The sequence below is a fragment of the Streptomyces sp. NBC_00631 genome (assembly GCF_045206895.1).
Lineage (GTDB): Bacteria > Actinomycetota > Actinomycetes > Streptomycetales > Streptomycetaceae > Streptomyces.
Genome location: NZ_CP107734.1, coordinates 1,408,774 through 1,435,200 on the forward strand (window position 1 = coordinate 1,408,774; position 26,427 = coordinate 1,435,200).

Here is a 26,427-nt window from a genome sequence, read left to right on the forward strand (position 1 = left end):
AGCGGCTCAGCTCCGTTGTTAAATCGGATTAGCAAGGTGCGATGAGATTGCGGCGCTCGTCGGCTGATGTCAACACCAGGGACATCTCGAATACAAAACAGCGCACTTATGTGCCATTTTGTCCACCCATTCAGTAACGCTCAGGTAACGCAACGTTCGTTAGCTCTTGTTTTAGCTGCTGCGTCCGCCGAACGATTCCGAGCTGTTACCTAAACCGATTTGGCATCGCGTCGAGCCTGCCGCTCAACCCAGGAGCCAGTCATGAAGAGAAGAACAGCGCTCGGTGTCGTCTCCGCCGCCGTCGGCGGCACCCTCCTCCCGCTCTCGTTCGCCACCGTGGCCGCCGCCGCCCAGGGCCGGTCGGCCCGCCAAGCCCCTTCCGCTCGCTGGGAGTTCGACGAGCACGCCGGCACGGTCACCCGCGAGATGGCCTCCGGCGCCGCCGACCGCATCGAGTACGTCTTCAATGACGCCCGCTACAAGCCCGACAGCGATCCCGTGCGCCGTCGCGGCGTGCGCGGCCGCGCACTGTACTTCGACGGCTACTCGACCGTCGTCACCGCCGACAGCCCCGGCGAGCTGGACCTCGCCGCGGGCTTCACCCTCGACGTGTGGATCGCACCGTACGCCTACGAGCAGGGCATCGACGGGAAGCCGCAGGCCCTGGTCAACCAGCACGACCCGGACGCGAAGACCGGCTTCCTGCTCGGACTGCGCCGCTTCGGGCAGATCGTCTTCCAACTCGGCTTCGGCACAGACCTCATCGAGGTCAGGGGAGCGGCGGACAGGCCCGCCGTGAAGGGCAGATGGACCCACGCGGCGGCCACCTACGACCCGGACGCCCGCCGGCTCCGCGTCTACCGCGACGGCCGACTGATCGGCACCGCGACCACGCCAGCCACGGCCCCCGTCCTCGCATCGGCGGAACAACTGCTCATCGGCCGGCACAACCGGCCCTCACTGATCAACGGCGAATTCCACGCCAACATGTACTTCGGCCTGATGGACAGCCTCGTCATCCGCCCCGGCACCCTGGACGACGCGACCGCGCTCCACGAGCACGCCGAGATCATCGCGGCGCTGCCCGGCCATCGCCTACCGCAGCCCGACCTGGTCCACAACCGCAGCCGCTACGACGGTGACCGGCATCGTCCCCAGTTCCACATGCTGCCGCCCTGGCACTGGATGAACGAGCCGCACGCGCCCGTCTACTTCAAGGACAAATACCACATCTTCTACCAGCACGATCCGTTCGGCCCGTACTGGGGCCAGATCCACTGGGGCCACGCCGTCAGCACCGACATGGTCCACTGGCGCGACCAGCCCATCGCCCTCGCGCCTGCCGTCAACTCGGTCGCCCCGGACGGCTGCTGGTCCGGTTCGGCGCATGTCGACGGCGACCGCGGCCCGGTGCTCTTCTTCACCGGCGGCGACGACAGCCTGCCCTCCGGCCAGCGCACCTGCCTCGCCGTCTCCTCCTACCCGGTCGACGGTGACACGGACCTGCCCACCTGGACCATGGGATCCACGCCCGTCACCGAAGCCCCGGCGGGACTCCCAGCCGGCCCCGGCACCGCGTGGGCACAGAACTTCCGCGACCCGTTCGTCTGGGAGGAGGAGGGGGTCTGGTACCAGCTGACCGGCAGTGGCATCGTCGACTACGACGGCACGCAGGTGACGAAGAAGTACGGCGGCACCGCCCTCGTCCACACCGCCCGCAGGCCCGAGGGCCCCTGGACCTACCGCGGTCCCCTGCACCACAACGACCTCACCACCGTGCCCGAGCCCGGAGAAGTGTGGGAACTGCCGGTCCTCCTGCCCCTCCCCGGCCCCCACGGCAAGCGCACCGGCAAGCACATCCTCCTGGTCAGCCCGTGGTGGTCGGCGTTCAACCCGGACGCCGTCAGGCACACCTACTACTGGATCGGCACCTTCGAAAAGACCACCTGCCGTTTCACGCCCGACCACGACAAGCCGGACGAGTTCGATTTCGGCGAGCACTTCACCGGCCCCTCCGGCTTCGTCACCCCCGACGGCCGCTCCGTGCTCTTCAGCATCACCCAGGACCGCCGCAGCGAACAACAGCATGCCCAGTCCGGCTGGGCACACAACGCCGGCATGCCCGTCAGCGTCTGGCTGCGCGAAGACGGCACCCTCGGCGTCGAGCCCATCGCCGAAGCGGCCGGCCTCCGCGGCAAGCAGCTCGCCCGCATCCGGCAGACCTCCGTCCAGGAAGCGAACCGCCGGCTCGCCGAGGTCTCCGGCGACCTGCTGGACATCAGCGCCGTCATCGAACCGCGCGGCGCCAAGACGATCACCCTGGCGGTCAGGGCCTGCCCCGACGGCACCGAGCGGACACTGCTCTCATACGACACCACCGAGCACCGCTTCTGGATCGACCGTAGCCGCTCCAGCCTCGACCCGGACACCCGCAAGGGTGTGCACGGTGGCACCGTCGAACTGGACGGCGGAAGACTGCACTTGAGGGTTCTGCTCGACCGCTCGATGCTGGAGGCGTACGTCAACGAAACCAACAGCCTCACCAGCCGCGTCTACCCCACCCGCAAAGACGCCACCGGCCTGCGGCTGACCGCCGAGGGCGGCGCCGCCCAGGTCCTGGAGCTGGACGTCTGGCCGATGAACAGCGCCTACGGCACCCCGGTCACCCCGGCCGCCTACGACCCACCGCGCCCGACAAACGTCGACGCCCTGCCGAACCACGACTTCGCCACCGGAGACCTGACCGGCTGGACGGTGATCTCGGGCACGACCTTCAGCGACGCGGACATCACCGCCCGCACCGACTGGGGCTGGGGCGGCCCCTTCTACCAGGCTAAAACCCAGGACGACCCGACCGGCCACCACCTGTGGGGCTTCAACGCCGACACGGGCGGCGACCAGGCCACCGGCGTCCTGCGTTCCGCCACCGTGGTCCTCGGCGGAGACGGTGTGGTCGATCTCCTCGTGTCCGGCGGCAACGACCCCGACCACCTCTACGCCGCCGTCGTGCGCGCCCGCGACGGCAAGGTACTGGCCAAGGAAACCGGCCGCGGCGCCGAACAGTACCGCCGCGTCGTCTTCGACCTGGCCGCCCACATCGGCGAGCAGATCTACATCGAGATCGTCGACCAGGCAACGGGCGGCTGGGGCCACATCAACATCGACGACGTCAACGTACCCGTCCGCCGGAACTGACGCCCACCCCGGCTACCGACCAGCCGCCCGACCCCAGCCCACCGATGCGCGAAGTAGCTCGTACAGCGGGCAGCAGGCGTCGGGCGGCACCTCACTGCCCACCCAGAGAGACAGCCCTCCCATGACTCGATCCACCTCACCCGGCACGGTCACCGTCCTCGGCGAGTGCGTCGCCGACGCCTTCACCAACCCCGCCAACTGCGGCCCGGACGAACTCGCCCTGCGCGTCCTGCCCGGAGGCGGCCTCGCCAACACCGCCGTCGCCCTCGCCCGGCTCGGCACGCCCACGTGCTTCCGCGCCCGCCTCTCTCACGACGTCTTCGGCGCCCTCTTCCGAAACCGCCTCAGCGAATCCGGCGTCGACCTGATCGGCAGCGTGAGCGCCCCCGAGCCCAGCACCCTCGCCATCGCCGCAGTCGACGACACCGGTCAGGCGGCCTACACCTTCTACGCCGAGAACGCCGCCGACTGGCAGTGGACCGCCGACGAACTCGCCGCCACCCCGTACGACGACACCCTCTGTCTGCACACCGGCTCCCTGGCCCTGATCCGTGAACCCGGCGGCAGCCGTATAGAGGACCACCTCGCCCAGGCGCGCGAGCACGCCACGATATCCATCGATCCCAACGTCCGCCCCCACCTCGTACCACTCGCCCTCTACCGCGAACGCCTCCCCCGGTGGTGCACCCTCACCGACATCCTTCGCCTCAGCGAAGACGACCTCGCCCTGCTCCTCCCCGACACCAGCCCCGAGCAGGCGTGCGACACCTGGCACGCCGCAGGCGCCCGCCTCGTCGTCATCACCCTCGGCGAACGCGGCGCCCTCGCCTCCCTCGACGGCCATCGCACCACCGTCCCCGCACCGCCCGTCGACGTCGTCGACACCGTCGGCGCAGGAGACTCCTTCACCGCCGGACTCCTCCACCACCTCGCCACCCTCGGACACCTCGGAGGACGCCTCGACACACTGACCTTCGAAGACGTCACCCACTCCTGCATTTTCGCCGCCCGCGCCGCCGCCCTGACCTGCTCCGTCCCCGGCGCGAACCCGCCCCGCGCGGGGATGAGGGTGTAGGCGATGATCGGTTCACGCACCAACGGGCCGACCGCAGACCACTGCGCCGGGCGTCAAGGAAGACGCCACCGATCACACCGTTTCCCCGCAGTCTGAAGGCGCTGCCCGTGCCTGCCGCTCGGCGCAGGCAGCCTGCCGGCCGACGCCGCAATCGCAGTCGTCTGGCGGCCTGCCGCCCAGCGCCGCGCCTGCACGCAGACCTCCGACATCGTCCTCACTGTCAATCATGGTGCTGAGGCATCGGTCTTCGGCCTCGTCGACCACCGCGGCTTCGGCGAACTCGTCGACGTCGTCCTTGTCCACATCGAACGTCCACGGGAGTTGATCGTTTGCGTCGGGCGCGGCCACCCCGTTGCGAGCCGTCAGCTGTGCGTGACGTTTCTTATGGCGGTGCGGAGGTCACTGTTGCCCGTTTGCGAGGGCGGGAGTGGTGTGGCGCTGGCTGGGTTGAGTGCGTCGAAGAGCAGGGCCATGAAGCGTGCGCGGGTGGACGGCACGGTACCGGGCAGCGCGAGACCCGCGATTCCCATGACCAGGAACTGCGGAATGTCGTCTGCTGTCAGGTCGGCGCGGATCTCGCCCTGCTCCTGGGCGCTCTTGAGGAGGGGCCCCAGGGAGTCGCTGAGCCGTTGGAGGGCTTCGACGGCGGCGTCGGCGAAGTTGCCGGCGAACGAGACGAGCCCGCGTTCCTCGGTGATCAGTTCCAGTAGTCGGGTGGCGATGTCCAGCAGGGTCCTGCGGGGGTGGCTGGAGGCCTCTGCGTCAGTGATCAGCGGCAGGAGGTCCGTCTCCAGCAAGTCGGCGAGGACGGCGCGAACTATCGCTTCCCGGTTGGGGAAGTGTCGGTAGAGCGTGGCGATGCCCACGCCTGCCTCGGCGGCGATCTGCTCCAGTGAGCCTTCGCCCGCGCCGAGCACGGTCCGCCCAGCCGCGACGATGCGCTCCGCGCTCGACCGGGCGTCGACCCTGCGGGCGCGGCCTGAGCGGGGTGTGGTGTCCGCCATCTTCGACTCCTCTCCTGCTGGACCCGCAGGCTATCCGACCCCGTGCCTCGTGATGGACCGCTACCGGTTTGATAGTTGTCTATCAGATCGATAGTGTCCTATCGGTTTGATGGTGCCGTCCTGCGGCGGAGATGAGGGAGATCGGTGTTGTCCGTGTTGCTGTACCGGCTGGGGCGTCTCGCCTACGGCCGCCCCTGGTACGTCGTCGTCGGCTGGCTGGCCGTTGTGTGCACGGTCGTCACCCTGTTGGCGGTCAATCCGGCCAAGCTGAGCAATGAGGTGCGTATCGACGGCACCCCCGCCCAGGCGGTCATCGACGACCTGGCGAAGTCACTTCCCGAAGCTGCCGGCGGACAGGGCATGGTGGCCTTTCACGTCCGAGGCGGTGGACGGATCGACGGCGGGCAGAGCCGCGTCGCTCTCCTTGCCGCCGTGAACGCGGTTTACGGTCACGACCACGTCGTTGATCCGCGCAAAGCTCTCGCCGGTGAACTGGCCAAGGGTGCGAAGAGCCCACTCGTACGGGCTCAGGCAGCGGTGACCGGGGCTGCTGGGCAACCGGCCGCGGACCAATCGCCGGTCGCTCTGCAGGATGACGGCCGACCGGTGCCGGGCGTCATCGTCTCGGCCGATGGCTCCACCGCCCTGATGCAGTTCCAGTTCGACCAACAGACCTACGAGCTGCCCACCGGGACGATCGAGAGCACCGTGCGAGCCGCCCAGCAGCAGGCCGACCGCGCCCACCTCGACGTCCTTCCCTCGGCGTCGATGATGGAACTGCCCGAGATCATGGGGGTCGGCGAGGTGGCCGGGGTTGTCGTGGCCGCCGTCGTCCTGCTGGTCACCCTGGGCTCGCTGGTGGCGGCCGGGCTGCCCCTGATCATCGCGCTGATGGGCGTCACCGTGGGCGTGGGCGGCACCTTCACCCTGTCCAGGGTTTTCGAGATCCACTCCCTGACCGCGGTACTGGCCCTGATGCTCGGACTCGCGGTCGGTATCGACTACGCCTTGTTCATCGTCACCCGGCAGCGACGCCTGATCCTCCACCAGGGACTGGATGCACACGAGGCGGCCGGGCGCGCCACCGGCACCGCGGGCAGCGCCGTCTTCTTCGCCGGCGCGACCGTCGTCATCGCCCTGGCGGGCCTCCTGGTGGTCGGCATCACCCTGCTCACCACGATGGCCCTCGCGGCCGCGGCCACCGTTGCCATCTCGGTGCTGCTCGCCCTTACCCTGCTGCCGGCGCTGCTCGGCCTGGTCGGGGAGCGCATCTGTTCGGACACGGCCCGCAGTAGGCTTCAGCAGCACACCTCCACCGCGCGGACGCGGGCCGCCGTGTGGGGTTCACTCGTGGCGCGTCACAAGTACCCGACTCTCGTGGCGGCGTTCCTGATACCGCTGGTTCTCGCCGTGCCCGCTCTCGGCATGAAGATGGGCCTGCCGTCCGGCGCCAGCTACAACCCCGACACCGCGCAACGGCAGAGTTACGACGTGGTCAGTGCGGCCTTCGGGCCCGGCTACAACGGACCCCTCATGATCGTCGTCCATTCCGTCGACGCCAGCCGGCCTCTCAGCCCCGCCACTCTCACCACCGTCGCCTCCGTCCTGAAGGGCACAAAGGACGTCGTGTCGGTGTCACTGGCCGGCATGAACAGCAATGGCACCACGGCGGTGCTCGGCCTCGTGCCTGGCGCCGGCCCGAACGACGACGGCACCAAGAACCTCGTAACCGCCGTACGCGCCAAGAGCGCCCAGATCGGCGACCGGTACGGCGTCAGGATCGGCATCACCGGTTTCACCGCCCTGGCCACCGACGTCTCCGACCGCCTCGCCGACGTCCTGCCGCTCTACGTCATCACGGTCCTCGGGTTGTCCCTGATGGTGCTGCTCCTGGTTTTCCGCTCCGTCGTAGTCCCGACCATGGCCACTCTCGGCTTCCTGCTGAGCATCGCCGCCACCTTCGGCATCACCACGGCCGTCTTTCAATGGGGCTGGCTGCAGACCCTGTTCGGACTCGACGCCAAAGCGCCCGTGGTGAGCCTGCTGCCCATCATCGTCACCGGCGTGCTCTACGGACTGGCCATGGACTATCAGATGTTCCTGGTCACCTCCATACGCGAGGCCCGCATGCACGGCGACACCCCGTTCCGGGCGACTGTTTCCGGTATCGCGCACGCCGGTGCCGTCGTGGTGGCCGCGGCCACGATCATGGTCTCAGTCTTCGCCGGATTCATTTTCAACCCCCAGCCCATGATCAAGCAGGCCGGACTGGCGTTGGCGGCGGGCATCCTCATCGACGCCTTCGTGGTCCGTATGGCGTTCATTCCGGCCACCATGGCACTCGCAGGTGAGAAGGCCTGGTGGATTCCCAGGTGGCTCGACCGGCTCCTGCCCAACCTCGACGTCGAAGGCGACACGCTCGCGCAGAAGATCCTGCTGCCCGGACCCGCCCGGCAGCAGGGGGCCCGCACGGTCCGGAAAGTGTCACCAGGCGCCGGCCACGCTCAGGTCGGCGCAGCGAGCCGAAAAGCCCGTAAAGACTGACTGACCATCCCGACGATGAGGCGAGCGGGACCGCCAGAGTCCTCGCACGGTACGCCGTGAAGGGCGTGCGCATGCAACTCGTGGGGCTCGGACGCTGATCGTTCGGACCCGGTGGCGGGTCGCTCGAGCCCTGTCCCGGCGAGGTCGGCCGAGTGGCTCCAAGGGGTGGTCGGGCATTCTGCGGGGGCATCCCGTCCGCTGGCGCTGCGTTGCGGCGGTTCCCTGTGCCGGATGTGAGCACCGTGAAGCTGATGACTTCGGTGGGCTTCCACAGGGCGTGGAGGACGGCGGTCGGCGGAAGATGATCCAGCTCCGGGCGATAGCCGACGCGAAATCGGCTCCGATCCGCTCGGCCGCGCCTCCGGTGACCTGCTGCCTTACCCTCCTCCTGGCGCCTTCGTAAGGCAGCGGTACTCACCTACCACATTTCATGAAGGTGAGGGCGTTCCCGATCCCCTGTTCAAGGACCTCTTCGGCGAGCTTCCGGTCGGAGACGGCGCGGGACAGTTGCAACGTCCCCACCACCATGGTGTAGAGCTCGATGGCGCGGCGCGTCTTGGTGAAGTCGTGGTGGCTGTAGCGCTGGACTGGTCCGTGACCACGGTAGTTGGTGATCCACCACGGTTCTTGATCAGTTACGGCGTTGCTGGTCATGTCACTCCGAGGGTGCGAGCAGCCGAGGCAGTCCGGTCGGATGGGCTGCCGCCGGTGCGTCCAGATGGGGGATGCGCGGCAGAGGGCGGGAGGGGCAACATGTGGCGGGTACGTGGACGAGCAGTCGGGTGGGCCCGGTTTCCGGGTTGCCTCAGGCCGGGTCGCCTGAGGCAACGCGAGCTCACTCCTGGGTCTGGCCGGGCACGGGTACGAGTAGGCCCTCTCGGACGGCGAGGACCCGCATGCCCGCAGTCAGCGCCGAGGTGATGCCGTCCGGCGCGTCGTCCACGGCAAGGCACCAGTTTGGTGCTCGGGCGATCAGCCGTGCGGCCTCCAGATACGCCTCTGGGGCTGGCTTCCCTCGTGCCACCGACTCGGCCGTCACCACGACCGGCAGGAGCGCGCCGAGGCCGAGCCGGTCGATGACGGGATGGATGAGAACTCCGGCCGCGGCGGAGGCGACGGCCCGCGGCAGGCGTAGGGCTTCGGCATGGCGGAGGAGGCTGATCGTGCTGTCGATCAACTGGGGCGGCGGGCCGTTGAGGAGCAGGCTCCGGCTGGCCGGCACGTCTCCTCGACGGGTAGGGTGCGCGGACCCGCGAGCCTCGCCATCACCGTCCCGGTCATCCACCCCGCCGCCCCGCCCTGGACACTCATCGCCACGGCCCCCGCGTCCGGGCCGACGGCCGCACCCCCGTCCGCGTCCGTCACCGGTCCCGGTCCCGAACTCCGCCTCAACTGCCTGCCCAACCAACCCTCCCCCGACCGCTGGCTGGTAGCCCTCACCACCCCGGACGGTCACACCCTCCCCATGGTCACCGGCACCGGCACCGGCACCGGCGCCACCTCGCCATGACTTGAGGCTGGGCAGGGAGAGTCACCAACAACAGGCCTGAGAACGCGGAGCCGTCCGCAGTCAGCCCAGGCTCGCCGATCATCACCGTCCAGGCCACCGGTTGCGCTACCTTGACGCGAAACGCGCGCTGATTCCGCAGCATCGAAGTCGTCCTTGGCTGTCGTGGTAATCGCGGGTCCACTGGTCGATCTCGACACCCTCACCTGCCGGGCCGAACGGATCCATGTGCTCCCTGTCCGCCAACTACCGTGATCGTCTCCGGCGGCAACGATCCCGACCGGCTCTTCGCGGCCGTCGTACGCGCCGACGACGGCAAGGTGCTGGCCAAGGCCACCGGCCGCGGCACCGAACAGTACCGCAGGGTCATGTTCGACCTGGCCCCCCATATCGGGGAGCGAGTCTACGTCGAGGTCGTCGATCGTGGGACGGGGGGCTGGGGCCATATCAACGTGGATGACGTCAACGTTCCCGTCCACCGCGAGTGACACCAGCCGCCGCAGCAAGATGACCTTGGCATGGGCCGCACTTCGGCAGTCCCTGCGGTTGCCGGTCAGCTACTGGAACAAAGGTGCAGGGCCAAAGACGAGAGCCTGTCCCTCCTGCCGAGTCACCTACTCAGCGGCGGCCTGAGCCAAGGGCTCAGATGACGGTGCTTGGAGACCACGAGGATCTTTTCCCTACCACTCGATCCGCTGCCTCGGCAAACCGTGGTCTCCGGCGGAGGCTCAGTCCTTGCAGTCGACCCGTATGACCTTGAGGACCTTGCATGCCCACGCAGTTCATGAACGCCAAGCAGACCGCCGAGTACCTGAACATGTCGATCACGTGGGTTTACCGGGATGCGCCCAAACTGGGGCTCACTCCCTACAAGTTCGGGGCCGGCCGCAGTGCGAAACTGCAGTTCAAGATCAGCGATGTATGTGCCTGGGCTCAGCAGCAAAAGCTTGGCTGACCCCGCCCACTTTGAGCGGGTCCTGACCGCGGCGCGGTCAGGACCCGCTGTCACTTCAGGCCGCGAGTGCCATGTCCAGCAGCTGCGCCGCCTTGCCGATCGACCCCGGCAGGAGATGGCGATAGATCTTGAACGTGACGTCGACGCTCTTGTGCCCCATCCACTCGGCGACATCCGTGATCGGGATCCCGTTGCTCAGGCAGTTCGACGCGTAGAAGTGGCGGTTGCCGTAAAGAACCATCCCTTCCGGGATGTCCACCCGGCCCGATGCCCTGATCCGCCGCCACTGGTTGTCCATCCCCCAATGCGGATAAGGCTGACGGGGGTTGGTCTGCTGGCGCAGCAGGTAGCCGTCGACCGTGCCGTACTTCTCGGCGTACCACTCGATCGTCTCCCTGATTCGTGCGGGCAGAGGCACGTCACGGTAGTCCCCCGCCTTGCGGTGCTTGAGCGGTCCGTACCGGCGGGTCGACAGGATGACCTGCTCCGAGACCCGGTACACGTCGTCGGCCACGATGTTCTTGAGGTTCACCGCGGCCGCCTCGCCGTTCCGCAGACCGCAGCCGCTCATGAGATCGACGATCAGCGTGAATGCGTCGTCACCTGCGGTTCGTATGGCGTGGAGTTGTTCGAGGGACGGGATCACCGCCCGAGCAGGGTCATACTGCGGCGGTTTCACGCCGGCCACGGGGTTTTCGGAGTAGATGCCGAGGCGATGTGCGTCGAGGAGAATCGCGCGCAGCTTGTCGAAGGCGTTGGCCTGCGTGGCCAGTCCCGCTCCCGCGCGCTCCATCGTGCGGATGAAACCGTCGACCACCTTGTGGTCGAAGGAGTTCATCCGTCGGCTGGCCAGCGCCGGGTAGAGGTGATGCTCCAGGAGTGAGTCGAGGTGTCGTAGCGACGAGACGGCCAAGTGCCGTTGCCCGGCCTTCCACTCCTCGGTGTACTCCTCGAAGCGCATCGTCCCGTACTTCTGGATGCGCTCGGCCTTCGACTGGGAGCGCGCCGAGGCCGCCCTCTTCTCGTTGTAGATCTCCGTCAAACGCTCGATCGCCCGGTCCTGCCTCGCGAAGCCGGACTCCTCGGTCTGCCTGCCCGCCGGGTTCCGGTAGCGGATCGTGTACTCGTGCGGGCACTTCGACCAACGGGACTCGGGGTGCTCGCAGTCCTTGAAGAAGGTGCCCATCCCGCGGGCGAGTTTGGGTGCCGCCATGTGGTGCTGACTCCTCGGCGTCCGATGCTGACCTTTTGCTGACGTCCGAGGGTGTGCGATAGCCCTGACCTGGGAAGAACCGCCGATTGCGTGGTATGTGGTGGAACTTCGTCGGACGCACCCAGGACGAGATCGTGCAGGCCCGTGAGGACTGGATGAGCGGGTCGAGATTTGGGGAAGTGAAGGGCTATGACGGAGCACCCCTACCCGCCCCCGAACTGCCGCCGACGCCACTGAAACCACGGGGCAGACTGCGCTGACCTGGTATTTCCACTCCCGCACCCGCATGGCCGGGCGAGGCGAAACAGGCCTCGCCCGGTTCACTCAGACTGCATGAGCAAAGCCCTTTCCCGCCACCCGTTCCACCCCACCTCGAAGTGCAGGTTTCGCCAACCGTGGTCAGCTTTGGCCGGACCGATGCTGACCCAATGCTGACTTTGCTGACGAGGAGTTAGGTCCTTACAGAGGGCTCCGCTCGCCCTACCCGCGTCCCCCCTCACTTCCGCGCTTCCGAACTCGCGCCGCGAGTCGCCGCCGAAACGCCCTTCCTCAGCAGTGGCAGATCCCGCCCTCTTGGGAAGAAGACTCACCACACTCCTGGTTGTGGAATCTCCACAAGGACGGCGCATGGCACACGCCCGGGGAATCCCGATGTAGGCCTGGGATGTCCGCGCACCCGGATAGCGGCGATCGAAGCCCGGGCGGCGGCTCGCATCGGCGACCGCCGGACTGCCATGGACGCCATCGAGGAACTCAAACGGGCCCGAGACCGGCATGGGGCTCCAGACGCCCTGACCCGGTTCGGAGGCCTCCTCACGTTCCCCGAAGCGAAGCAGCACTACTACATCGGCGGAACCTTCGCGCTGCTTGGCGAGCATCGACTGGCCGAGCAGCACGCGGCCACGGCCATCGAACTCTACGAGGCCGGCCCTCCGGAGCAGAGGTCGTACGGCGACGAAGCTCTGACGCGCCTCGACATCGCGACAGCGCGCATCACCGCAGGGGAGATCGAGGGAGCCGGAGAGCACCTTCGGCCCGTCCTGGATCTCCCGGTGGACCAACGCATTCGGCAACTCGGCGACGCCGTGCAGTCAGTGGCTAGGCTGTTGGAGCAACCGCGGTTCGCCCGGAACCCCGTCGCGCGTGAACTCGCCGAAGCGGCCCGCGGATACCAGGCGATAGACACCCGAACGAAGGTCCTTGCCCCATGACGACGACGGTCTCTCCCGAGTCCGCCGCCGGCATGGCCTGCCGAGCCTCAGGCCTGACAGACCAGTCACTCACCCGACTCCACGACCACGCCACGTCCGTGGTCCTCCTTGCCGACGAAGGCATCGTCGTACGCGTCAGCCCCCTCTCCCAACGGCCACGTCTCGACACGGCGGTGGCGCTGACCCGCTGGCTCGTCGCGAACGGCTTCCCGGCGACGGAGCCCGCTGATCTCCCCCAGCCGCTCATCTACGCTCCGCATGCGGTGACGTTCTGGCGCCACTACCCGCAGCCAGAAGGCAGCGGGCCACCGGCCGGCCCCTTGGGCGCCCTGCTACGTGAACTCCACTCCTTGCCGACGCCGCCGATCCCGCTCGCCCGGTTTCAGACACTCACCTCGTTCAAGAGCTCCGTGGAGTCGAGCTGCTACCTACCTTCGGCCCAGCGTGAGTGGTTGGCCGCGCGGCGGGAGGAGCTTCTGGACAGATACGGCAAGCTCGACTTCCCTCTGGGCCAGGGTCACATCCACGGCGACGCCTATCCCGGAAACACGCTCTGGAGTAGTGACGGCGTACGGCTCGGCGACTGGGACGAGGCAGCGTTCGGCCCTCGCGAGATCGACCTGGCCAACACCTTCCAAGGGGTCCGGTTCGGGCGCACTGTCACTGACCTGGAGACGATGATCGCGTCGGACCGGTACCGATTGATGTTCAGCAGAACCAGCGGGCCGTGCCGGGCCGCCGCGGCCATCTGCTCGGCGGTCGCCACCCGGCCGAGGTCACCGGTGAGGAGGTCCCGCTGCTCGGCCAGCAGTCGGTCCATCTGTTCGGACGCCTCGCGGGACCGGCGAGCCGCGTCGGCGGCGAGGCGGGGCAGGAAGCCGCGCTGTGCGTGCATCTCGGCCAGGACTCCCGAGGCGTCCCGTCGCTCGTCGAGCAGTTCGGTCATGCGGGTCGCGTGCCGGGGATCGCCGGTCGCCAGATACCGCTGTTGCACGCTGAGGTCCAGTTGGCTGCCCAGAATGACGCCACGACCGAACTCCAATGCCAGCAGAGCCATTCCCTCGACTTCCGCGTGCAGCGAGCAGGCCGCCGCATCTTCGGCCAGTCCCGCGAACTCAGCGGCCCGGCGGTCTTGGACGTCCCGGGTGAGCTGTCGGTCCATCAGCGTACGGAGGGCCATGATGCCCTCCTGGTACGCCACCGTGGCTTCGGGCCACTTCTTTCGGGCCGCCGCCACATCGCCCCAGAGCACGCTTGCCTCCAACTGCACTGGCGCGAGAGCCGATGGGACCGCACCGCCGTGCGCAGCATGCCCTGCGCCCCTGCGCGCAGTTCGTCGTCATCACGTTCGTCGGCGATGAGCAACGTCGTCCGTGCCATGCTGTCCAGCAGCGAGGAGGACGGGCTACTGGCCGCCGCGTACTCACCCGACGACGGGCACTGCTCGCCGGAGTCGGTGGTCCTCGGGTACGCGACGGCTGCCCGCAGATACGGCGCACATCTGGAGACGCACTGCGAAGTGCTCGGGATCGATACCCTGGGAGGGGAAGTCCGCGCCGTCCGGACAAGCCGGGGCACGATCGCGACCTCGACCGTTGTGTGTGCCGCCGGGGCCTGGTCGGCGGCCGTAGGGGACATGGTCGGAACCACGCTCCCGGTCGTTCCCTACCAGCGGCAGATCGTCTTCACCGAGCCGTACGCCCCCGAGCTCCCAGCGCCGATGACGATCGACTTCTCCTCCGCTTTCCACTTCCGGCGCGAGGGCCGCGGTTTCCTGCTCGGCATGTCCGATCCTGATGAACCCCCGGGTTTCCGGCTGAAGCCCTCCGAGACCTGGCTGCCACGGCTGACCGAGGTGCTGACCCGGCGAGTGCCCAAGCTGCTCGACGCCGGTCTCGCCGGAGGCTGGACGGGCTTGTACGAGATCACCCCGGACCACAACGCACTCATTGGAGAGGCCACCGACATGGGCCGGTTCCTGTACGCCTGCGGCTTCTCGGGGCACGGCTTCCTCCAGGCTCCGGCGGTCGGCGAGGTAGTCCGGGATCTCGTGCTCAACCGGCAGCCCTTCGTCGACATCACGCCCCTGAACGTGGGCCGGTTCACCGGCGAGCGCTTGCGCATTGAGGCCAACTACGTCTGATTGCGGGGGTGTCGAGGGGCCGCGAGATACGGTGATCACGGACCGGAGTGCTGCTCTGGTCCGTGCGACGAGCCGTACATGGAGAGGAAGTACATGCGAGGCGCTGACGTGGCTCGTTACGGGACCCTTGCGACGGTCTGGGGCGTCTCGTTCGCGGTGCTGGCAAGAGCGGAACGGACCTTCGGCTGGGTGGGGGCTGTCGCCTTCCGGGCGCTCATCGCCGGGGCGGTCGTGGCTCTGGTCGCGCTACTGGGCAGACGCAGGCTCGACTTCACGGCCGGTTGGTGGCCCTTTGCCGTGATCGGTGCGACGACCGTCGCCGGTCAGCTGATCGGTGTCTCCTACGCCACTCCGCGCATCGGATCGGCCATGGCCGCCATCTTCGTGGCGACGATCCCGTTGTTCTCCATGGTCATCGGCCATCTGTGGGGGCTGGAGCGGATGACGGTGCGGGGCTGGGCCGGACTGCTGCTCGGCATCGCGGCATCGTCCTGCTAGTGGGTTTTCCGGATGCGCCGATCACCGACTCCTTCCGCCTCGGCTGCGCCGGCTCGATGGTCGGAGCGCTCTCGGCCGCTTACGGAAGCAACTACGCCCGAGCCCGGATGCACGATGCCGGTTCCTGGGAACTGACCATCGGGTCCTTCTTCTTCGGCGGAGTGCTGACCCTCCCGCTGCTCTTCCTGGTGCCGGTGGCAGCTGTGCCCGGCCTCACCGACTACGTGTACCTCCTGTTGCTCGGCGGCGTCATGAGCGGCCTGATGTACGTGCTCTACTTCCGGCTCGTCGCCGAAGTCGGGCCCACCAAGGCGCTCAGTGTCGAATTCGCCGTGACAGCCGTGGCGGTGCTCGTCGGCTCGGTCGTTCTGCACGAACGTCTGTCCGCGGTCCAGCTTCTGGGCACGGTGATCGTCGTGGGCAGTTGCTCGCTGGTCCTAGGGCTGTTCCGTCGGCCGGCGCCCCGCGCCAACCCCGACCCCACTCCCGCCCCACGGCATCGCTCCGAAGTCCCCTGAGCCTGTACCGGCGCCCCACCTGAAGCCGGGCGTCGTGCGGTCCGGCGGACCTTGGTCCGCCGGACCGCACGGTCGCCTACCCGGCTGCCCGCTGAGTGCGCGGCACAGCGAAGGAGTGCCGGTCGCCCGACCAGGCGGTCCGCGGAATGACCGACTCGATCTCCTGGACCTCCGACTCGGTCAGGGTGAACTCGGAGGCCGCGACGTTCTCCATCAGCCGCTGTCCATTGCGGGTACCGGGGATCGCCACGACGTCGTCGCCCTGCGCGAGCAGCCAGGCGAGCGCGAGCTGCCCCGCAGTCACCCCGCGCGCATCGGCCAGCTCCCGAAGGCGCTCCACCTGTGCAGCGTTACGGGCCAGGTGCTCACCGTGGAAACGCTGGTCGGGCAGCCGGTCGTCGTCCTCGGTCAACGTGTCGAGGTTCAGCGCCCCGGTGAGGAAGCCACGGCCGAGCGGGCTGAACGCCACCAGCCCGACGCCCAGTTTGCGTGCCAGCGGGACGACGTCGTCCTCGACCTCCCGCCACCACAGTGACCATTCGTACTGGACGGCGCTGATGGGGTGCACGCCGACGGCGCGCGTCAGCTCCTCACCGCTGGTCTCGGACAGTCCGAGATAGCGCACCTTTCCCTCGGCCACCAGCTCGGCCATCGCCCCCACGCTGTCCTCGATCGGGACTTCGGGATCGACGCGGTGCAGGTAGTACAGGTCGATGTAGTCGGTGCCAAGTCGCTTCAGCGAGGCCTCGCAGTACCTGCGGATGTCCGCCGGCCGGGCGGCCAGCGTCGCGGGATCGCCGCGCCGTTCCCGGAAGATGCCGAACTTCGTCGCCACGGTCACCTCGGCCCGCCGACTCTCGATCGCACGGCCCACGAGCTGCTCGTTGTGACCGGCGCCGTAGCTCATGGACGTGTCGAGCAGCGTGACACCGAGGTCCAGGGCGCGCCGCAGGACGGCAAGGGACTCGCCATCGTCGGCAGGACCGTAGTCCTGGGACATCCCCATGCACCCGAGGCCGATGGCGGGTACGGCCAGGCCCTGGCCACCCAGTCGGCGTGTGCTCATGAGAACTCCCCTTTCATGGTCGTCGCCGTACTGGTCATGCCAGTCGGCCGGGGAGCGCGGAGTAGTTCAGCACCAGGACGTCGCGGTGGGCGGGCTGCTCCTTGTCGACGGCCTCGATCGGGTTCACCGCGTGGTAGGTCCGCTGATCGTCGTTGAGGAGCAGGTCACCGGGCTCGGACAGGGTGACCGTCCGCAGCCGCTTGCCCGCCTCGTCGAACGTCGAGCTCTCCCCGCCGGTGATGTTGAACCTGTCGACGAGGAGCGATCCGACGAAAGTCTCACCGTCCCGATGCCGGCCCTCCGGTGCGGGCTTGCCGATCTGCTCGCCCGCGGTGATGCGCACCGGGTGCAGCTTGACCAGCCACCGCTGTGTGTCGTCGATCGTGGTGAAGACCCGGCCCAGCCAGACGAGCAGGCCGCGCAACAGCGGGTCATCCGCGAAGGCCTGGGTGAGGGGGTCGTAGACACGGTCGACGCCGCCGTTGAGCCGGTTGTAGTAGCGCTCCTGCCGGTAGGGCTCGTGGGGCAACGCGGTGAGTTCGCCTGTGTGGGGGTCCAGCTCGAACCGCCCGTAGCGGCGATGGCGGTACGTGCCGCCGTCCGCCATGTACGTGTCGAGACTGAGATCCTCCCAGTTCCGTGCGAAGCGGGCCCAGTCCTCGGACCCCACCCCCAGGACGTCCGAGAGCCTGCTCGCAGGCACCAGGTGTTCGCCGACGTCGGTCAGCGGCTGAATCACGTCGCGGGCATCGGCCTTGAGAACGATGTTGCCAGGCATGGCGATCCTTTCGGACGCGGGATGGGCGAACTCTTCGATGCTGACGTGTCCGGCTGGCGGGGCACGGGCACGTGACTGGCACCTGGTTGCCGGTGGTCGCCCAGGTAGATGCCATGGCCGCGGACCAGCAGTGGGTCCGCTACGGGGAGCGGGTGTTCCGCGTGCCAACCGCGCGTTGCCAACTGTGGAAGAGCAGCGCCGGGGGGCCAACAGCCGTGGCAGGCAGAACACAACGCCGCGCGTGGTTCCGTACGAAGACCGTACTGTCCCCTGCGCCGTCCCGCGGACATGCCCGCAACGTGCGGCGTCGCTCTAGCCAGCCGAACAGCCAGACGTCGGCTCCCGACCAGGGCCGCCGGTCACCATCGGAGGAATCCGGACTCATCGCAGCCCCAGGGAGGAACCTTGATCGCCGAAACGGCCACCCCGCGGATCACGGGCGAGGCTCTGCCCGCGGACCGGTTCACAGTGTGCGAGACGCCGGGCCGGCTCGACACCGGCAAGGTGCTCGACGTCCTGCACGGCAGACTAGCGGCCTACCGGGTGCCCGGTTTCGTTCCCCCACGCCACTGCGAGGCCATCACAGACAACTTCCGGCTCTCTCCACAGCGCACACCACGGTACGGCGAGGGTGCGGACGGGGTGGAGGCATACCTGGTTGGTGCCTCGCACATCGACAAGGACACCGATGCGTACCTGTCCGATGCCGCTGGCGCCGCCGACGCCGTGCAGGCCCTGTACCACGATGCAGAAGACCCCATTGAGGCCTTCGTCACCACGCTCGTGGCGGAGGGCGCCGTGGCGGGGACTCGCCCCGCCGAACACAACGGCAGATCCGCGGGCGGTTCGAAAGCGGTTTGTTGGAACAACACCGGCGAGTACCTCCTGCTGCCGCACGAGGACCTCGCGCAACTGAGCGACCCGCTGCAGTCCGGATTCGAGATTCAGGAAATCCGCCGCGTCATGGCGGTGAACGTCTATCCCCACGTGCCAGGTGACGGCGGCCAGCTCCGCATCTGGAACGTCGCTCCGGACGACGCCGCCCGCACAGCGCTCGGCCTCACGCACAGCGGCTACCCCTATCCTCACGAACTGCTCACAGACCACCCGAGTCTGGAGATCCCGGTGCGGACGGGCGACCTCTGCGTGATCAACGGAAACCTGGTGCACGCTGTCCTCGGCGGCGGACCGGACGCACCCCGCGGCAGGCTGCTGCTCACCTGCTTCACCGGTCTGATCGGTGCCGATCTCGTCCGGTGGACGTGACGCCTTGGACGTCATGACGGCCATCCTGACGCGGCGCAGCATCCGCACACTCCGCGCCCCCGCCCCCTCGGACGAAGAGTTCATCTATCTGCTCAAGGGCGCTGCGGCCGCCCCCGACCACGGCAGACTACGCCCCTGGCGCTGGATCGTGCTGCGGGGCACAGACATGGAGGCACTCACCGCCCGCCTGTCCGCCGAAGCGGAATCTGGCCCGCGGGACAGGGGCGCCCACACCACCAGCGCCCCGTTGAAGGCGGTGCTCGTCTTCTCTCCCACAGCGCACAACCAGGTTCCGGAGTGGGAGCAGTTGGCCGCGGCGAGTTCCGTCGCGTACGGACTGATGCTGCTGCTCCACGCGCGAGGCTTCGGCACCATGTGGCGCACCGGACGGCTGTGCGAGAGTCCCGGCGCTCGGGAACTGCTGGGTGTCGGCCCGGGTGAACGACTCCTGGGCGCCCTGGACATCGGCACTCCCGAGGCTTCGGCGCGGCCCGCGCGACGGTCCAGCCTCGACGTGTACGACCGGGTGCAGCACCTGTGTCAATCCGTTGGGGCGATCGACACTGCGGACACGTACCGTGCCGGTCGAGAGGCCTTCCAGATCGGCTCCACTCGGTATGCGGATTGCAGGTCTGAGAAGCCGTATCTCAACCGAACGTGATCGTTTGATTTCTGCTGGTCAGGCATGGTGTCGCTCGGGTGAGGCAGGGATGCGGCGTCTTGTGTTCGCTTCATGGCCGAGGGGTGCGCGGTGGCGTCGGTGCTGGGAATGCTGGAGGAGCGGGAGGCGGCTGCCCGGGTGCGGGTGGAGGGCCTGCGGGAGGAAGCCGCAAGGCCGGCCGGGGTGTTGGAGGCCGCGGAGATCGAGCTGGACCGGCGGGTGATCGCGCGGGAGGAGCTGGTCGAGGCGCTGGCTGTCTCCGCGGCCGAGTCCACTGCCGTGACCGAGGCCGAAGGTCAACAAAGCGAAGAAATCGCAATTCATAGATCCGACCGTCGGTTCACCATGGAGCCATGTCCGGGATTCGAACCCGAGACCTACGCATTACGAGTGCGGGGGTCCAACGAAGCGAGGATGCCTGCACGAACACCAACAACCGACGGTCATGAGCGGTCGCGCGTGCGAGACATCCACCGGTACTGGCCGGCGGGTCCCAAGCGCTGCCCGATCGGAGCCAGCCCTGCGGGCGCGGAGCAGGCAAGAGGCGAGAACAACCAGAGGGTCTCGATCAAAGCCAGGGCCATTCCCCCGCAGGCTCAAGGAACGGTCCAACCCGCCGATCTCGGCGAACCGATCACGGGAACATACACGCGGGGGCGGGGAGCAGAGCAGCGTGGGCGTCCTTGCAGGACTGGCACGGGAACATCCCTGCGGGCGCAGGGAGCCGTCCCATCAAGGCCCCTCATGGGAACGGTTGATGGGACCATATCCCCGCAGGTGCGGGGAGCAATTCCAGGTCCGCGACGAGGAGATCGCCATCGGGGACCATCCCCTCAGCAACATGACCCAGGTCCTCACCGGTCTGATCACGAACGGCGAGTTCACACAGATCCTTGATCGCCTCGACGACTGACAACCGCCCGGCTTGCACATCTCATTCTGAAACGATCAGTTAAAGAGCGTTTTATCCCGGCGAGGTTGTTTGGTGGCGCTTCGTGGGCGGGGTTGTGGCTGCTGAGGTGAGAGTGGTCAATGCGGCCTGTGCGACAGAAAGCTCCGTACCTGCGCCCCGAACGTTCCTGACGCGTCCGCGCACGTCGGCCTGAACAGTGGCCTCGGCGCTCTCCTCATCGTCGAACACGTCCTGGTGAAGGCTCGCCACCAGGCCCCGAAGGGCCTCTTCGCGCGGGGGGTCTTCTTGCCGTACAAGGAGTTCGCGCACGGTGGGAAGGGCGGCGATGACGTCCCGGTCGAGAACGATGGAGGAACCGTCCCGCCAAGCCACCCACGGCTCCAAGAGCCAGACAGACCTAACGGAGTCCTACTAGCGCTGCTCCGCAGAAGTTCGTGCGGGCTGCGGGCAGGCGAGTCCGGATGTGTCGGGTTGTCAGGTGAATGAGAAGTGGGCTGCGGCCTCGGCGGGCGTGGCCCCTTGCGGGCGTCCGGGGACGTCGTGGACGGCGTTTGCGCCCTCGGTGCGCAGTTGGTCAGCCCCGGCGTGGCGGGCCATGACCGCGGCGTAGGCGCGGACTTCTGCGGCGGTGATGTCAGTACGGCCTCGCTCTGCGTGCTGTTGGAGGAGAAGGCCGAGGTCCAGGGTGAATCGCAGCATGGTCACCGGGGCGTTGAAGCGCCTGGCGATGGCGATGAGTCGGGCGCGCGCCTGTGGGGTGACGTTCGTAGACTCCGCGACTGCTGTTTGTCCGGCGGCGAGCCGGGCGACGATCCTGCGGTCGCGTTCCTCGAAGATTCGAGCGTCCGCCGCGTCGAGGTCCGCGTCGGCGGGTGAGGTGCCGAAGAGTTCCGTGCGGATCTCGTCGCTGGAGACCACGGCGTCCTCGTCGATCTGGCCGTGCGCGATCAGTGCCCGCACGAAGCTGGTCTTGCCGCAAGCCGGTGGGCCGACGAGGAGCACGAGTCCCGCTGGCACGCGGGTCGGCCTGGGGCCGCCTGGCGGGTGAGGTGCGAGGTAGAAGTCGCACGCGCAGTCCAGGGCCTCTTCCGCCGAGCCGGCCGACAGGCCGCTGGGGAGGATGTCGTCCCGGTAGCTGTCATTGCCGGCCTCGTAGAGGGCGAAGCCCCAGGTGTGCAGGACGCCGGTGAAGCGCAGACGGCACAGCGGCAGTCGCTCGCCGTCCTTCAACTCGCCGTCTACGTAGGCGAAACCGGTTCGGAATCGGACGTGGACCCGGGTGAGTTGCGGCCAGTGCTCGGTGGTGTGGGCGTTGAGCCGTTGGCGAAGGTGGTGCTGCATGGACTCGGGCGGGTTCTTCGGCACGGCCCCATCCTGCCGCCCCTGACCGGTCCTCGGTCATGATCACTGCTCATGACCGAGGGCTCGGGGCGATGTCCGGCGGTGCCGGTGGTGCCGGTGGTGCCGGTGGTGCTGGACGAGGAGACGCGCGGTGCGCCGCAGCGGATCGCCTCCTCGGCGAAGGCACAGGTGAGGCAGGTCCTGGGGGCCCGGATCGTGCTGGCCGCAGCGGGCGGGGCAGGCAACGCGGGGATCGCGCGCCGCCTGGCGGTGGGCGTGAACACGGTCCGCAAGTGGCGCGGACGGTTCGCCGGACGCGGGCTGGAGGGCCTGAAGGACGCCGTCCGCTCAGGCCGGCCGCGCCGCTACGACGACCTGGTGCGCGTCGCGGTGGTCGCCGCGGCCACCGGCATCCCTCCCGCACCCGCCGCCACCTGGACCCACACGGCAATCGCCGCCCAGGTCGCGGGTTCCGTCTTCGCCTCGATATCGGCCTCCCAGGTCGGCCGGATCCTGGCCGGCCTGGACCTGAAGCCGCACAAGGTCCGCGGCTGGCTCACCCGGCGCGACACCCCCGATTTCTGGGACCGCGTCCAGGACGTCTGCGCCCTGTACCGCACGCAGCCCAAGGGCGCGATCGTGCTGGCCATCGACGTGAGAGGACTGCGATCCAGGCCCGCGAGCGACGCCACCCCTCACACCCCGCCCGTCCCGCAGACGGATCCTCCTCGCCACCGCGCCCGTTGCCGCGCTGGCTCTCACACTGACCGCCTGCGGCGGCTCCGGAGCCGATCACCCGAACGCGGCCCCGACCGCCGGCGCGCTCGACAAGCCGACCACGCTGACCTTCTGGACCTGGGCGCCCAACCTCAAGCCGATCGTCGCCAAGTTCGAGGCGCTCCACCCCAAGATCAAGGTCAACGTGGTCAACGCGGGCCAGGGACCCGCCGAGTACACGAAGCTCCAGACCGCCATCAAGGCCGGCACCGGCGGCCCCGACATCGCCCAGGTCGAGTACTTCGCGCTGCCGGAAATGGCACTGTCGAAGGATCTGGTGAACCTCGACGACTACAACGTCCAGTCCCTCAAGGACAAGTTCACCGCCTCCGCCTGGTCGCAGGTCACCACCAACGGCGGGGTCTACGGCGTCCCCCAGGACACCGGTCCGCTGACCATGTTCTACCGCACCGACGTCTTCAAGAAGCTCAAGCTGCAGCCCCCAAGACGTGGAAGGAGTTCGCCGACGACGCGGCCAAGATCCACGCGGCGGACCCCACCCACTACATCACCTCCATCGACCCGGGTGACGCCGGCGGTGTCGACAGCCTCATCTGGCAGGCGGGCGGCAAGCCCTTCCAGACCTCGGGATCCTCCAAGGTCTCGATCAACCTCAAGGACGCCGGCGCGACCAAGGTCAGCACCCTGTGGACCTCCCTGCTGTCGAAGCACCTCGTCGACCCGACCGCCGGCTGGACCAACGAGTGGTGGCAGGGCATGTCCAGCGGCAAGTACGCCATGTGGATCGCCGGCGCCTGGGGCGCCGGGCCCATCGCCGCCACCATTCCGCAGACCGCCGGTAAGTGGGCCGCCGCCCCGGTCCCGCAGTGGGAGGCCGGTGGGACGGCGTCCGCCGAGAACGGCGGCTCCTCCAACGCCGTCCCGGTGACCAGCAAGAACAAGGCCGCGGCGGTGGCCTTCGCCGAATGGCTCAACTCCGACCCGGCCGCCACCAAGGCGCTGTCCGACGTCGGACTCTTCCCGGCGACCACGGCGCTCCTCAAGGACCCCGCCTTCCTCAACAAGAAGATCGCCATCCTCGGTGGCCAGCAGGCGAACCAGGTCTACGCGGGCTCGTCCGCCCAGGTGAACCCCGGCTGGCAGTACCTGCCCTTCCAGGTCTACGCGAACTCGGTGTTCAAGGACACCGCCGGGCAGGCCGTCAGCGGCCGCACCGACCTGTCGGCCGGTCTCACCGCCTGGCAGAAGCGGATCGCCGACTACGGGAACCGGCAGGGCTTCACCGTCACCGGTGGCTGACCATCGCCGGACCTCCCCGAACCGGAGCGGGGCACCATCACACTGTGGCCGCCCCGCTCCGTCCTCCGCGCCACAAGCGGCAGCCCCGTCTCACCTCGCTTGAGATCGTCGACCAAGGATTCCTTCTGGGCTATCGCCCCCGCGGCGTCCACCGCCCCGAGCCGGCGGCAGCCCTGACCAATGGCATCCCCAGGATCTGAACCCGCCACCACACTCAGCGTCGTCGCTCAAGCAGGCTGGATCTCCCGCGAATCCGTTCGTGCCGGCCTGCGCACGTCGGCGGCGCGATCTCGGCGGCTGCCAGGTCCCCTCTCCGCCGACTCCCGCAGCCGCAACTCCGCCCCCACCGTAGTTCGTCCGTGCGCAGTGGGCCGCTTCCGGTCAGGAGTCTGGCAGCCTCTTCGACGGCCAGCGCGCCGAGACCGCGCATGTCCAGGGCCACCATGGTGAGCGGTGGCTCGACCAGCGTGCCCAGGTGAAGGCCGTCGAAGCCGATCACCGCCAGGTCCCGCACTCGCGGGCGTCCGCGGCCCTGGAAAGCCCGAACAGGGCGTCCAGTTGCAGCAGACCGTGGTCCGCGCGGACCACGAAGCCCGGGGTCGTCACGTCGAGCCGTATCGGAGCCGGGGCGACGGACAGCTGTCGCTCCGCGACCGCGCCGGGTCCCGCGTGCCCGTACGGGAGTTGGGCGCCGGTGGTGACCGGCAGGGCGCGGTCCAGGACGCCGACGTCCGCGTGGAGCACCCGTCCGGGCGCCACCCCCTCCTCGCCGGGCCACCTTCAGCGTGGTGACGTGGCCGTCCGGTCGCGCGCTCACGCCGATCCGCTCCGGCGGCACTCCGGTGCGGTACAGACCGGCCCGCGTACGGCCCTGCCAGGGGCCCGAGCCCGGTTTCCGAACCCGACGACGCTGACCTCCTCCGGCACGCACCGGTCGGCCTGCGCGCCGAGAATGAGGAGCAGTTCATGGCGGCCCCTCAAACAGGCCTGGCGGCCCGGGAGGAGAGGGTACGGGCCTATCGAAACGACCAGTAACAAACGCGATCGAACAAACATAATCACCGGCGCCAGGAAGCGTGAACGCTCTGCGAGCTCACTGTCAAGCCTCCGTGTTCAGCAAGTCATCGAGCCCTGCCAGTAGGCCGCATGCGCGCAGCCGGACCAGAGGAGAAGGCTGACATGACTGTCCCTCAAGCCGTCCCGGACGGAGTAAGTCCCCCTTGAGGTGCAGGAACGCACGGTGGCCACGCCTTTCTCAGCGCCTGTGGCACCTCGCTCCGCCCGGCCACGGGCTTCGACGGCGGCCGGCACCGGACGCAAGTGGCATCGCGAGAACTCTTGACGTGCGTTCGGAGGATGCGTAGACATTGACCGCGCGGTCAGACCGCGCGGTCATGTCCCTGACCTGGCTCGTGCAGGCACACACCGTGAGGAGAGTTCATGACAGCAGGGGTGGGGGGCGGTGCGAGCTCCTCCGCGCCGCGCAGTGCGGACGTGGCCACGCTGGCCGGCGTCTCACGCAAGACCGTCTCCCGGGTCCTCAACAACGAGCCGTACGTCTCCGACGAGTCCCGCCGACGCGTCCTGGCGGCCGCCGAGGAACTCGGCTATCGGCTGAACCATGCGGCAAGGGCACTGGCCTCGGGACGGACCCGTTCCATCGGCGTGGTCGCTCTGGGCACCGCCGGCTATGGAACCGCCTCCCTGCTCGTGGGCATTGAGCAGGCCGTACGAGACGCCGGCTACGCGCTTCGTGTGGTCAACACACCGGACGGCAGCCCGGAAAGCATCACCGGCGCCGTGAATTCGCTCCTCGAACAGGGCGTGGACGGCGTCGTCGTCTCCGAACCCATTGTCGAAGGAGAAGTCCCGCTCGGTGTCGACGTGCCGGTCCTCTTCCTCGGAGCACCACCCGCCTTCACTGCCGCCCGGACACTGACCGTCGGCGTGGGCGCCCATCAGCTGGCGCGCGCGGCCACAGAACACCTGCTGGACCTGGGGCACTCGACCGTCCACCACCTCGCCGGGCCGCGGCGGTGGTACGCCACCAAGGACCGCATCGAGGGATGGCGGGCGGCACTGGTGGCCCGGGACGCGCACGAACCGCCCGTGCTGAACGGTGACTGGTCGGCGGCCTCCGGGTACGCCGCGGGCCGTGAGCTGGCCTCGGAGAGCTCGGTGACCGCGGTCTTCGCGGCGGGCGACGAGATGGCCATCGGACTGATCCATGCCCTGCGGGAAGCCGGGCGCCGGGTCCCGGAGGACGTCAGCGTCATCGGTTTGGACGGCAACCCCGTCTTCGCCTACGTCTCGCCTCCCCTGACTACGGTCCGTCAGCCCTTCGAGGCCGCGTCACGGGAAGGAATCCGGCTTCTCCTCCACGCCATCGAGAAGCCCGACGTCGAACTACCGCCGGCGAGTGACCCACCCGTCCAACTCATCGTCCGCGGCTCGACCGCGCCCCCGCCCTCCCTCTGACCCATACTCGCTACCACTGCTCAG

At 68.4% G+C, this 26,427-nt stretch carries 23 protein-coding genes and 5 pseudogenes; 18 read left to right on the forward strand and 10 right to left on the reverse strand.

Annotated features, from left to right (window positions below; translation table 11 throughout):
• Positions 1–261 precede the first annotated feature (261 nt).
• Positions 262–3,195 (forward strand): GH32 C-terminal domain-containing protein, encoded by a 2,934-nt coding sequence (locus tag OHB00_RS06635; protein WP_406432217.1) that lies wholly within the window; start codon positions 262–264, stop codon positions 3,193–3,195.
• A gap of 121 nt (positions 3,196–3,316) precedes the next feature.
• Complete coding sequence (locus OHB00_RS06640; protein ID WP_406432219.1) at positions 3,317–4,270, forward strand: carbohydrate kinase; 954 nt, start codon at positions 3,317–3,319, stop codon at positions 4,268–4,270.
• Positions 4,271–4,342: 72 nt separating this feature from the next.
• Here OHB00_RS06640 and OHB00_RS06645 read toward each other — a convergent pair whose 3' ends face one another.
• On the reverse strand, positions 4,343–4,573 hold the full coding sequence (locus tag OHB00_RS06645) for a hypothetical protein (RefSeq protein ID WP_406432221.1): 231 nt from the start codon (positions 4,571–4,573) through the stop codon (positions 4,343–4,345).
• Positions 4,574–4,632: 59 nt separating this feature from the next.
• Positions 4,633–5,274 carry a TetR/AcrR family transcriptional regulator gene (locus OHB00_RS06650; RefSeq protein ID WP_406432223.1) on the reverse strand — a complete coding sequence of 214 codons (642 nt, stop codon included), beginning with the start codon at positions 5,272–5,274 and terminating at the stop codon, positions 4,633–4,635.
• Between the two features lie 153 nt (positions 5,275–5,427).
• Between OHB00_RS06650 and OHB00_RS06655 the strand changes: the two genes are divergently transcribed.
• Positions 5,428–7,818, forward strand: coding sequence for an MMPL family transporter (locus tag OHB00_RS06655; protein ID WP_406445631.1), 2,391 nt, complete (start codon positions 5,428–5,430; stop codon positions 7,816–7,818).
• Positions 7,819–8,232: 414 nt separating this feature from the next.
• On the opposite strand, the pseudogene OHB00_RS06660 reads toward OHB00_RS06655, so the two are convergent.
• Together OHB00_RS06660 and OHB00_RS06665 are read right to left on the reverse strand one after the other, a co-directional pair.
• A pseudogene (locus tag OHB00_RS06660) lies at positions 8,233–8,367 on the reverse strand (TetR/AcrR family transcriptional regulator); the annotation flags it as partial.
• 286 nt (positions 8,368–8,653) lie between these two features.
• The gene (locus OHB00_RS06665) at positions 8,654–9,040 is read right to left on the reverse strand and encodes an HAD family hydrolase (RefSeq protein WP_406432225.1); all 387 of its coding nucleotides are present in this window, start codon (positions 9,038–9,040) and stop codon (positions 8,654–8,656) included.
• A gap of 18 nt (positions 9,041–9,058) precedes the next feature.
• On the opposite strand from OHB00_RS06665, the gene OHB00_RS06670 reads away from it, so the two are divergent.
• From OHB00_RS06670 to OHB00_RS06680, 3 genes are all read left to right on the forward strand, one after another.
• On the forward strand, positions 9,059–9,328 hold the full coding sequence (locus OHB00_RS06670) for a hypothetical protein (protein ID WP_406432227.1): 270 nt from the start codon (positions 9,059–9,061) through the stop codon (positions 9,326–9,328).
• A 248-nt stretch (positions 9,329–9,576) separates the two neighbouring features.
• The gene (locus OHB00_RS06675; RefSeq protein ID WP_406432229.1) at positions 9,577–9,813 is read left to right on the forward strand and encodes a hypothetical protein; all 237 of its coding nucleotides are present in this window, start codon (positions 9,577–9,579) and stop codon (positions 9,811–9,813) included.
• 281 nt (positions 9,814–10,094) lie between these two features.
• Positions 10,095–10,280, forward strand: a complete 186-nt coding sequence (locus OHB00_RS06680; RefSeq protein WP_406432231.1) for a hypothetical protein — start codon at positions 10,095–10,097, stop codon at positions 10,278–10,280.
• Between the two features lie 55 nt (positions 10,281–10,335).
• Here OHB00_RS06680 and OHB00_RS06685 read toward each other — a convergent pair whose 3' ends face one another.
• Positions 10,336–11,493, reverse strand: a complete 1,158-nt coding sequence (locus tag OHB00_RS06685; RefSeq protein WP_406432233.1) for a tyrosine-type recombinase/integrase — start codon at positions 11,491–11,493, stop codon at positions 10,336–10,338.
• Between the two features lie 95 nt (positions 11,494–11,588).
• Here OHB00_RS06685 and OHB00_RS06690 point away from each other — a divergent pair.
• The 6 genes and pseudogenes from OHB00_RS06690 to OHB00_RS06715 all read left to right on the forward strand — a co-directional run.
• A pseudogene (locus OHB00_RS06690) lies at positions 11,589–11,753 on the forward strand (pirin family protein); the annotation flags it as partial.
• A 474-nt stretch (positions 11,754–12,227) separates the two neighbouring features.
• Positions 12,228–12,704 (forward strand): hypothetical protein, encoded by a 477-nt coding sequence (locus OHB00_RS06695; RefSeq protein WP_406432235.1) that lies wholly within the window; start codon positions 12,228–12,230, stop codon positions 12,702–12,704.
• Between the two features lie 32 nt (positions 12,705–12,736).
• Complete coding sequence (locus OHB00_RS06700) at positions 12,737–14,065, forward strand: aminoglycoside phosphotransferase family protein (RefSeq protein ID WP_406445633.1); 1,329 nt, start codon at positions 12,737–12,739, stop codon at positions 14,063–14,065.
• Between the two features lie 38 nt (positions 14,066–14,103).
• Positions 14,104–14,847, forward strand: a pseudogene (locus OHB00_RS06705) (NAD(P)/FAD-dependent oxidoreductase); the annotation flags it as partial.
• A 93-nt stretch (positions 14,848–14,940) separates the two neighbouring features.
• Positions 14,941–15,345, forward strand: coding sequence for an EamA family transporter (locus OHB00_RS06710; protein WP_406432237.1), 405 nt, complete (start codon positions 14,941–14,943; stop codon positions 15,343–15,345).
• A complete protein-coding gene (locus OHB00_RS06715) occupies positions 15,345–15,863 on the forward strand; it encodes a DMT family transporter (RefSeq protein ID WP_406432239.1) in 519 nt (172 codons plus the stop codon). Before OHB00_RS06710 ends, OHB00_RS06715 begins: the two co-directional genes overlap by 1 nt.
• Before the next feature lie 76 nt (positions 15,864–15,939).
• Here the strand turns inward: OHB00_RS06715 and OHB00_RS06720 are convergent, their stop codons facing one another.
• Both OHB00_RS06720 and OHB00_RS06725 read right to left on the reverse strand, forming a co-directional pair.
• Positions 15,940–16,929, reverse strand: a complete 990-nt coding sequence (locus OHB00_RS06720) for an aldo/keto reductase (RefSeq protein WP_406432241.1) — start codon at positions 16,927–16,929, stop codon at positions 15,940–15,942.
• A 34-nt stretch (positions 16,930–16,963) separates the two neighbouring features.
• On the reverse strand, positions 16,964–17,707 hold the full coding sequence (locus tag OHB00_RS06725; RefSeq protein ID WP_406432243.1) for a 2OG-Fe dioxygenase family protein: 744 nt from the start codon (positions 17,705–17,707) through the stop codon (positions 16,964–16,966).
• 405 nt (positions 17,708–18,112) lie between these two features.
• Here OHB00_RS06725 and OHB00_RS06730 point away from each other — a divergent pair, with 405 nt between their 5' ends.
• From OHB00_RS06730 to OHB00_RS06740, 3 genes are all read left to right on the forward strand, one after another.
• Complete coding sequence (locus OHB00_RS06730; protein WP_406432245.1) at positions 18,113–18,973, forward strand: hypothetical protein; 861 nt, start codon at positions 18,113–18,115, stop codon at positions 18,971–18,973.
• Between the two features lie 13 nt (positions 18,974–18,986).
• Positions 18,987–19,634, forward strand: coding sequence for a nitroreductase (locus tag OHB00_RS06735; protein ID WP_406432247.1), 648 nt, complete (start codon positions 18,987–18,989; stop codon positions 19,632–19,634).
• Between the two features lie 757 nt (positions 19,635–20,391).
• Complete coding sequence (locus OHB00_RS06740; protein WP_406432249.1) at positions 20,392–20,547, forward strand: hypothetical protein; 156 nt, start codon at positions 20,392–20,394, stop codon at positions 20,545–20,547.
• Positions 20,548–21,021: 474 nt separating this feature from the next.
• Here OHB00_RS06740 and OHB00_RS06745 read toward each other — a convergent pair whose 3' ends face one another.
• Positions 21,022–21,912: an AAA family ATPase gene (locus tag OHB00_RS06745; protein WP_406432251.1), complete on the reverse strand. Its 891-nt coding sequence runs from the start codon at positions 21,910–21,912 to the stop codon at positions 21,022–21,024.
• Positions 21,913–21,960: 48 nt separating this feature from the next.
• Between OHB00_RS06745 and OHB00_RS06750 the strand changes: the two are divergent.
• Both OHB00_RS06750 and OHB00_RS06755 read left to right on the forward strand, forming a co-directional pair.
• A pseudogene (locus tag OHB00_RS06750) lies at positions 21,961–22,392 on the forward strand (helix-turn-helix domain-containing protein); the annotation flags it as partial.
• Positions 22,393–22,810: 418 nt separating this feature from the next.
• A pseudogene (locus tag OHB00_RS06755) lies at positions 22,811–23,925 on the forward strand (extracellular solute-binding protein).
• A 214-nt stretch (positions 23,926–24,139) separates the two neighbouring features.
• Here OHB00_RS06755 and OHB00_RS06760 read toward each other — a convergent pair.
• Positions 24,140–24,439, reverse strand: coding sequence for a substrate-binding domain-containing protein (locus tag OHB00_RS06760; RefSeq protein WP_406432253.1), 300 nt, complete (start codon positions 24,437–24,439; stop codon positions 24,140–24,142).
• Positions 24,421–24,684 carry a hypothetical protein gene (locus tag OHB00_RS06765; RefSeq protein WP_406432255.1) on the reverse strand — a complete coding sequence of 88 codons (264 nt, stop codon included), beginning with the start codon at positions 24,682–24,684 and terminating at the stop codon, positions 24,421–24,423. Before OHB00_RS06765 ends, OHB00_RS06760 begins: the two co-directional genes overlap by 19 nt.
• Positions 24,685–25,365: 681 nt before the next feature.
• Here OHB00_RS06765 and OHB00_RS06770 point away from each other — a divergent pair.
• On the forward strand, positions 25,366–26,403 hold the full coding sequence (locus OHB00_RS06770; RefSeq protein WP_406432257.1) for a LacI family DNA-binding transcriptional regulator: 1,038 nt from the start codon (positions 25,366–25,368) through the stop codon (positions 26,401–26,403).
• Positions 26,404–26,427: the final 24 nt, after the last annotated feature.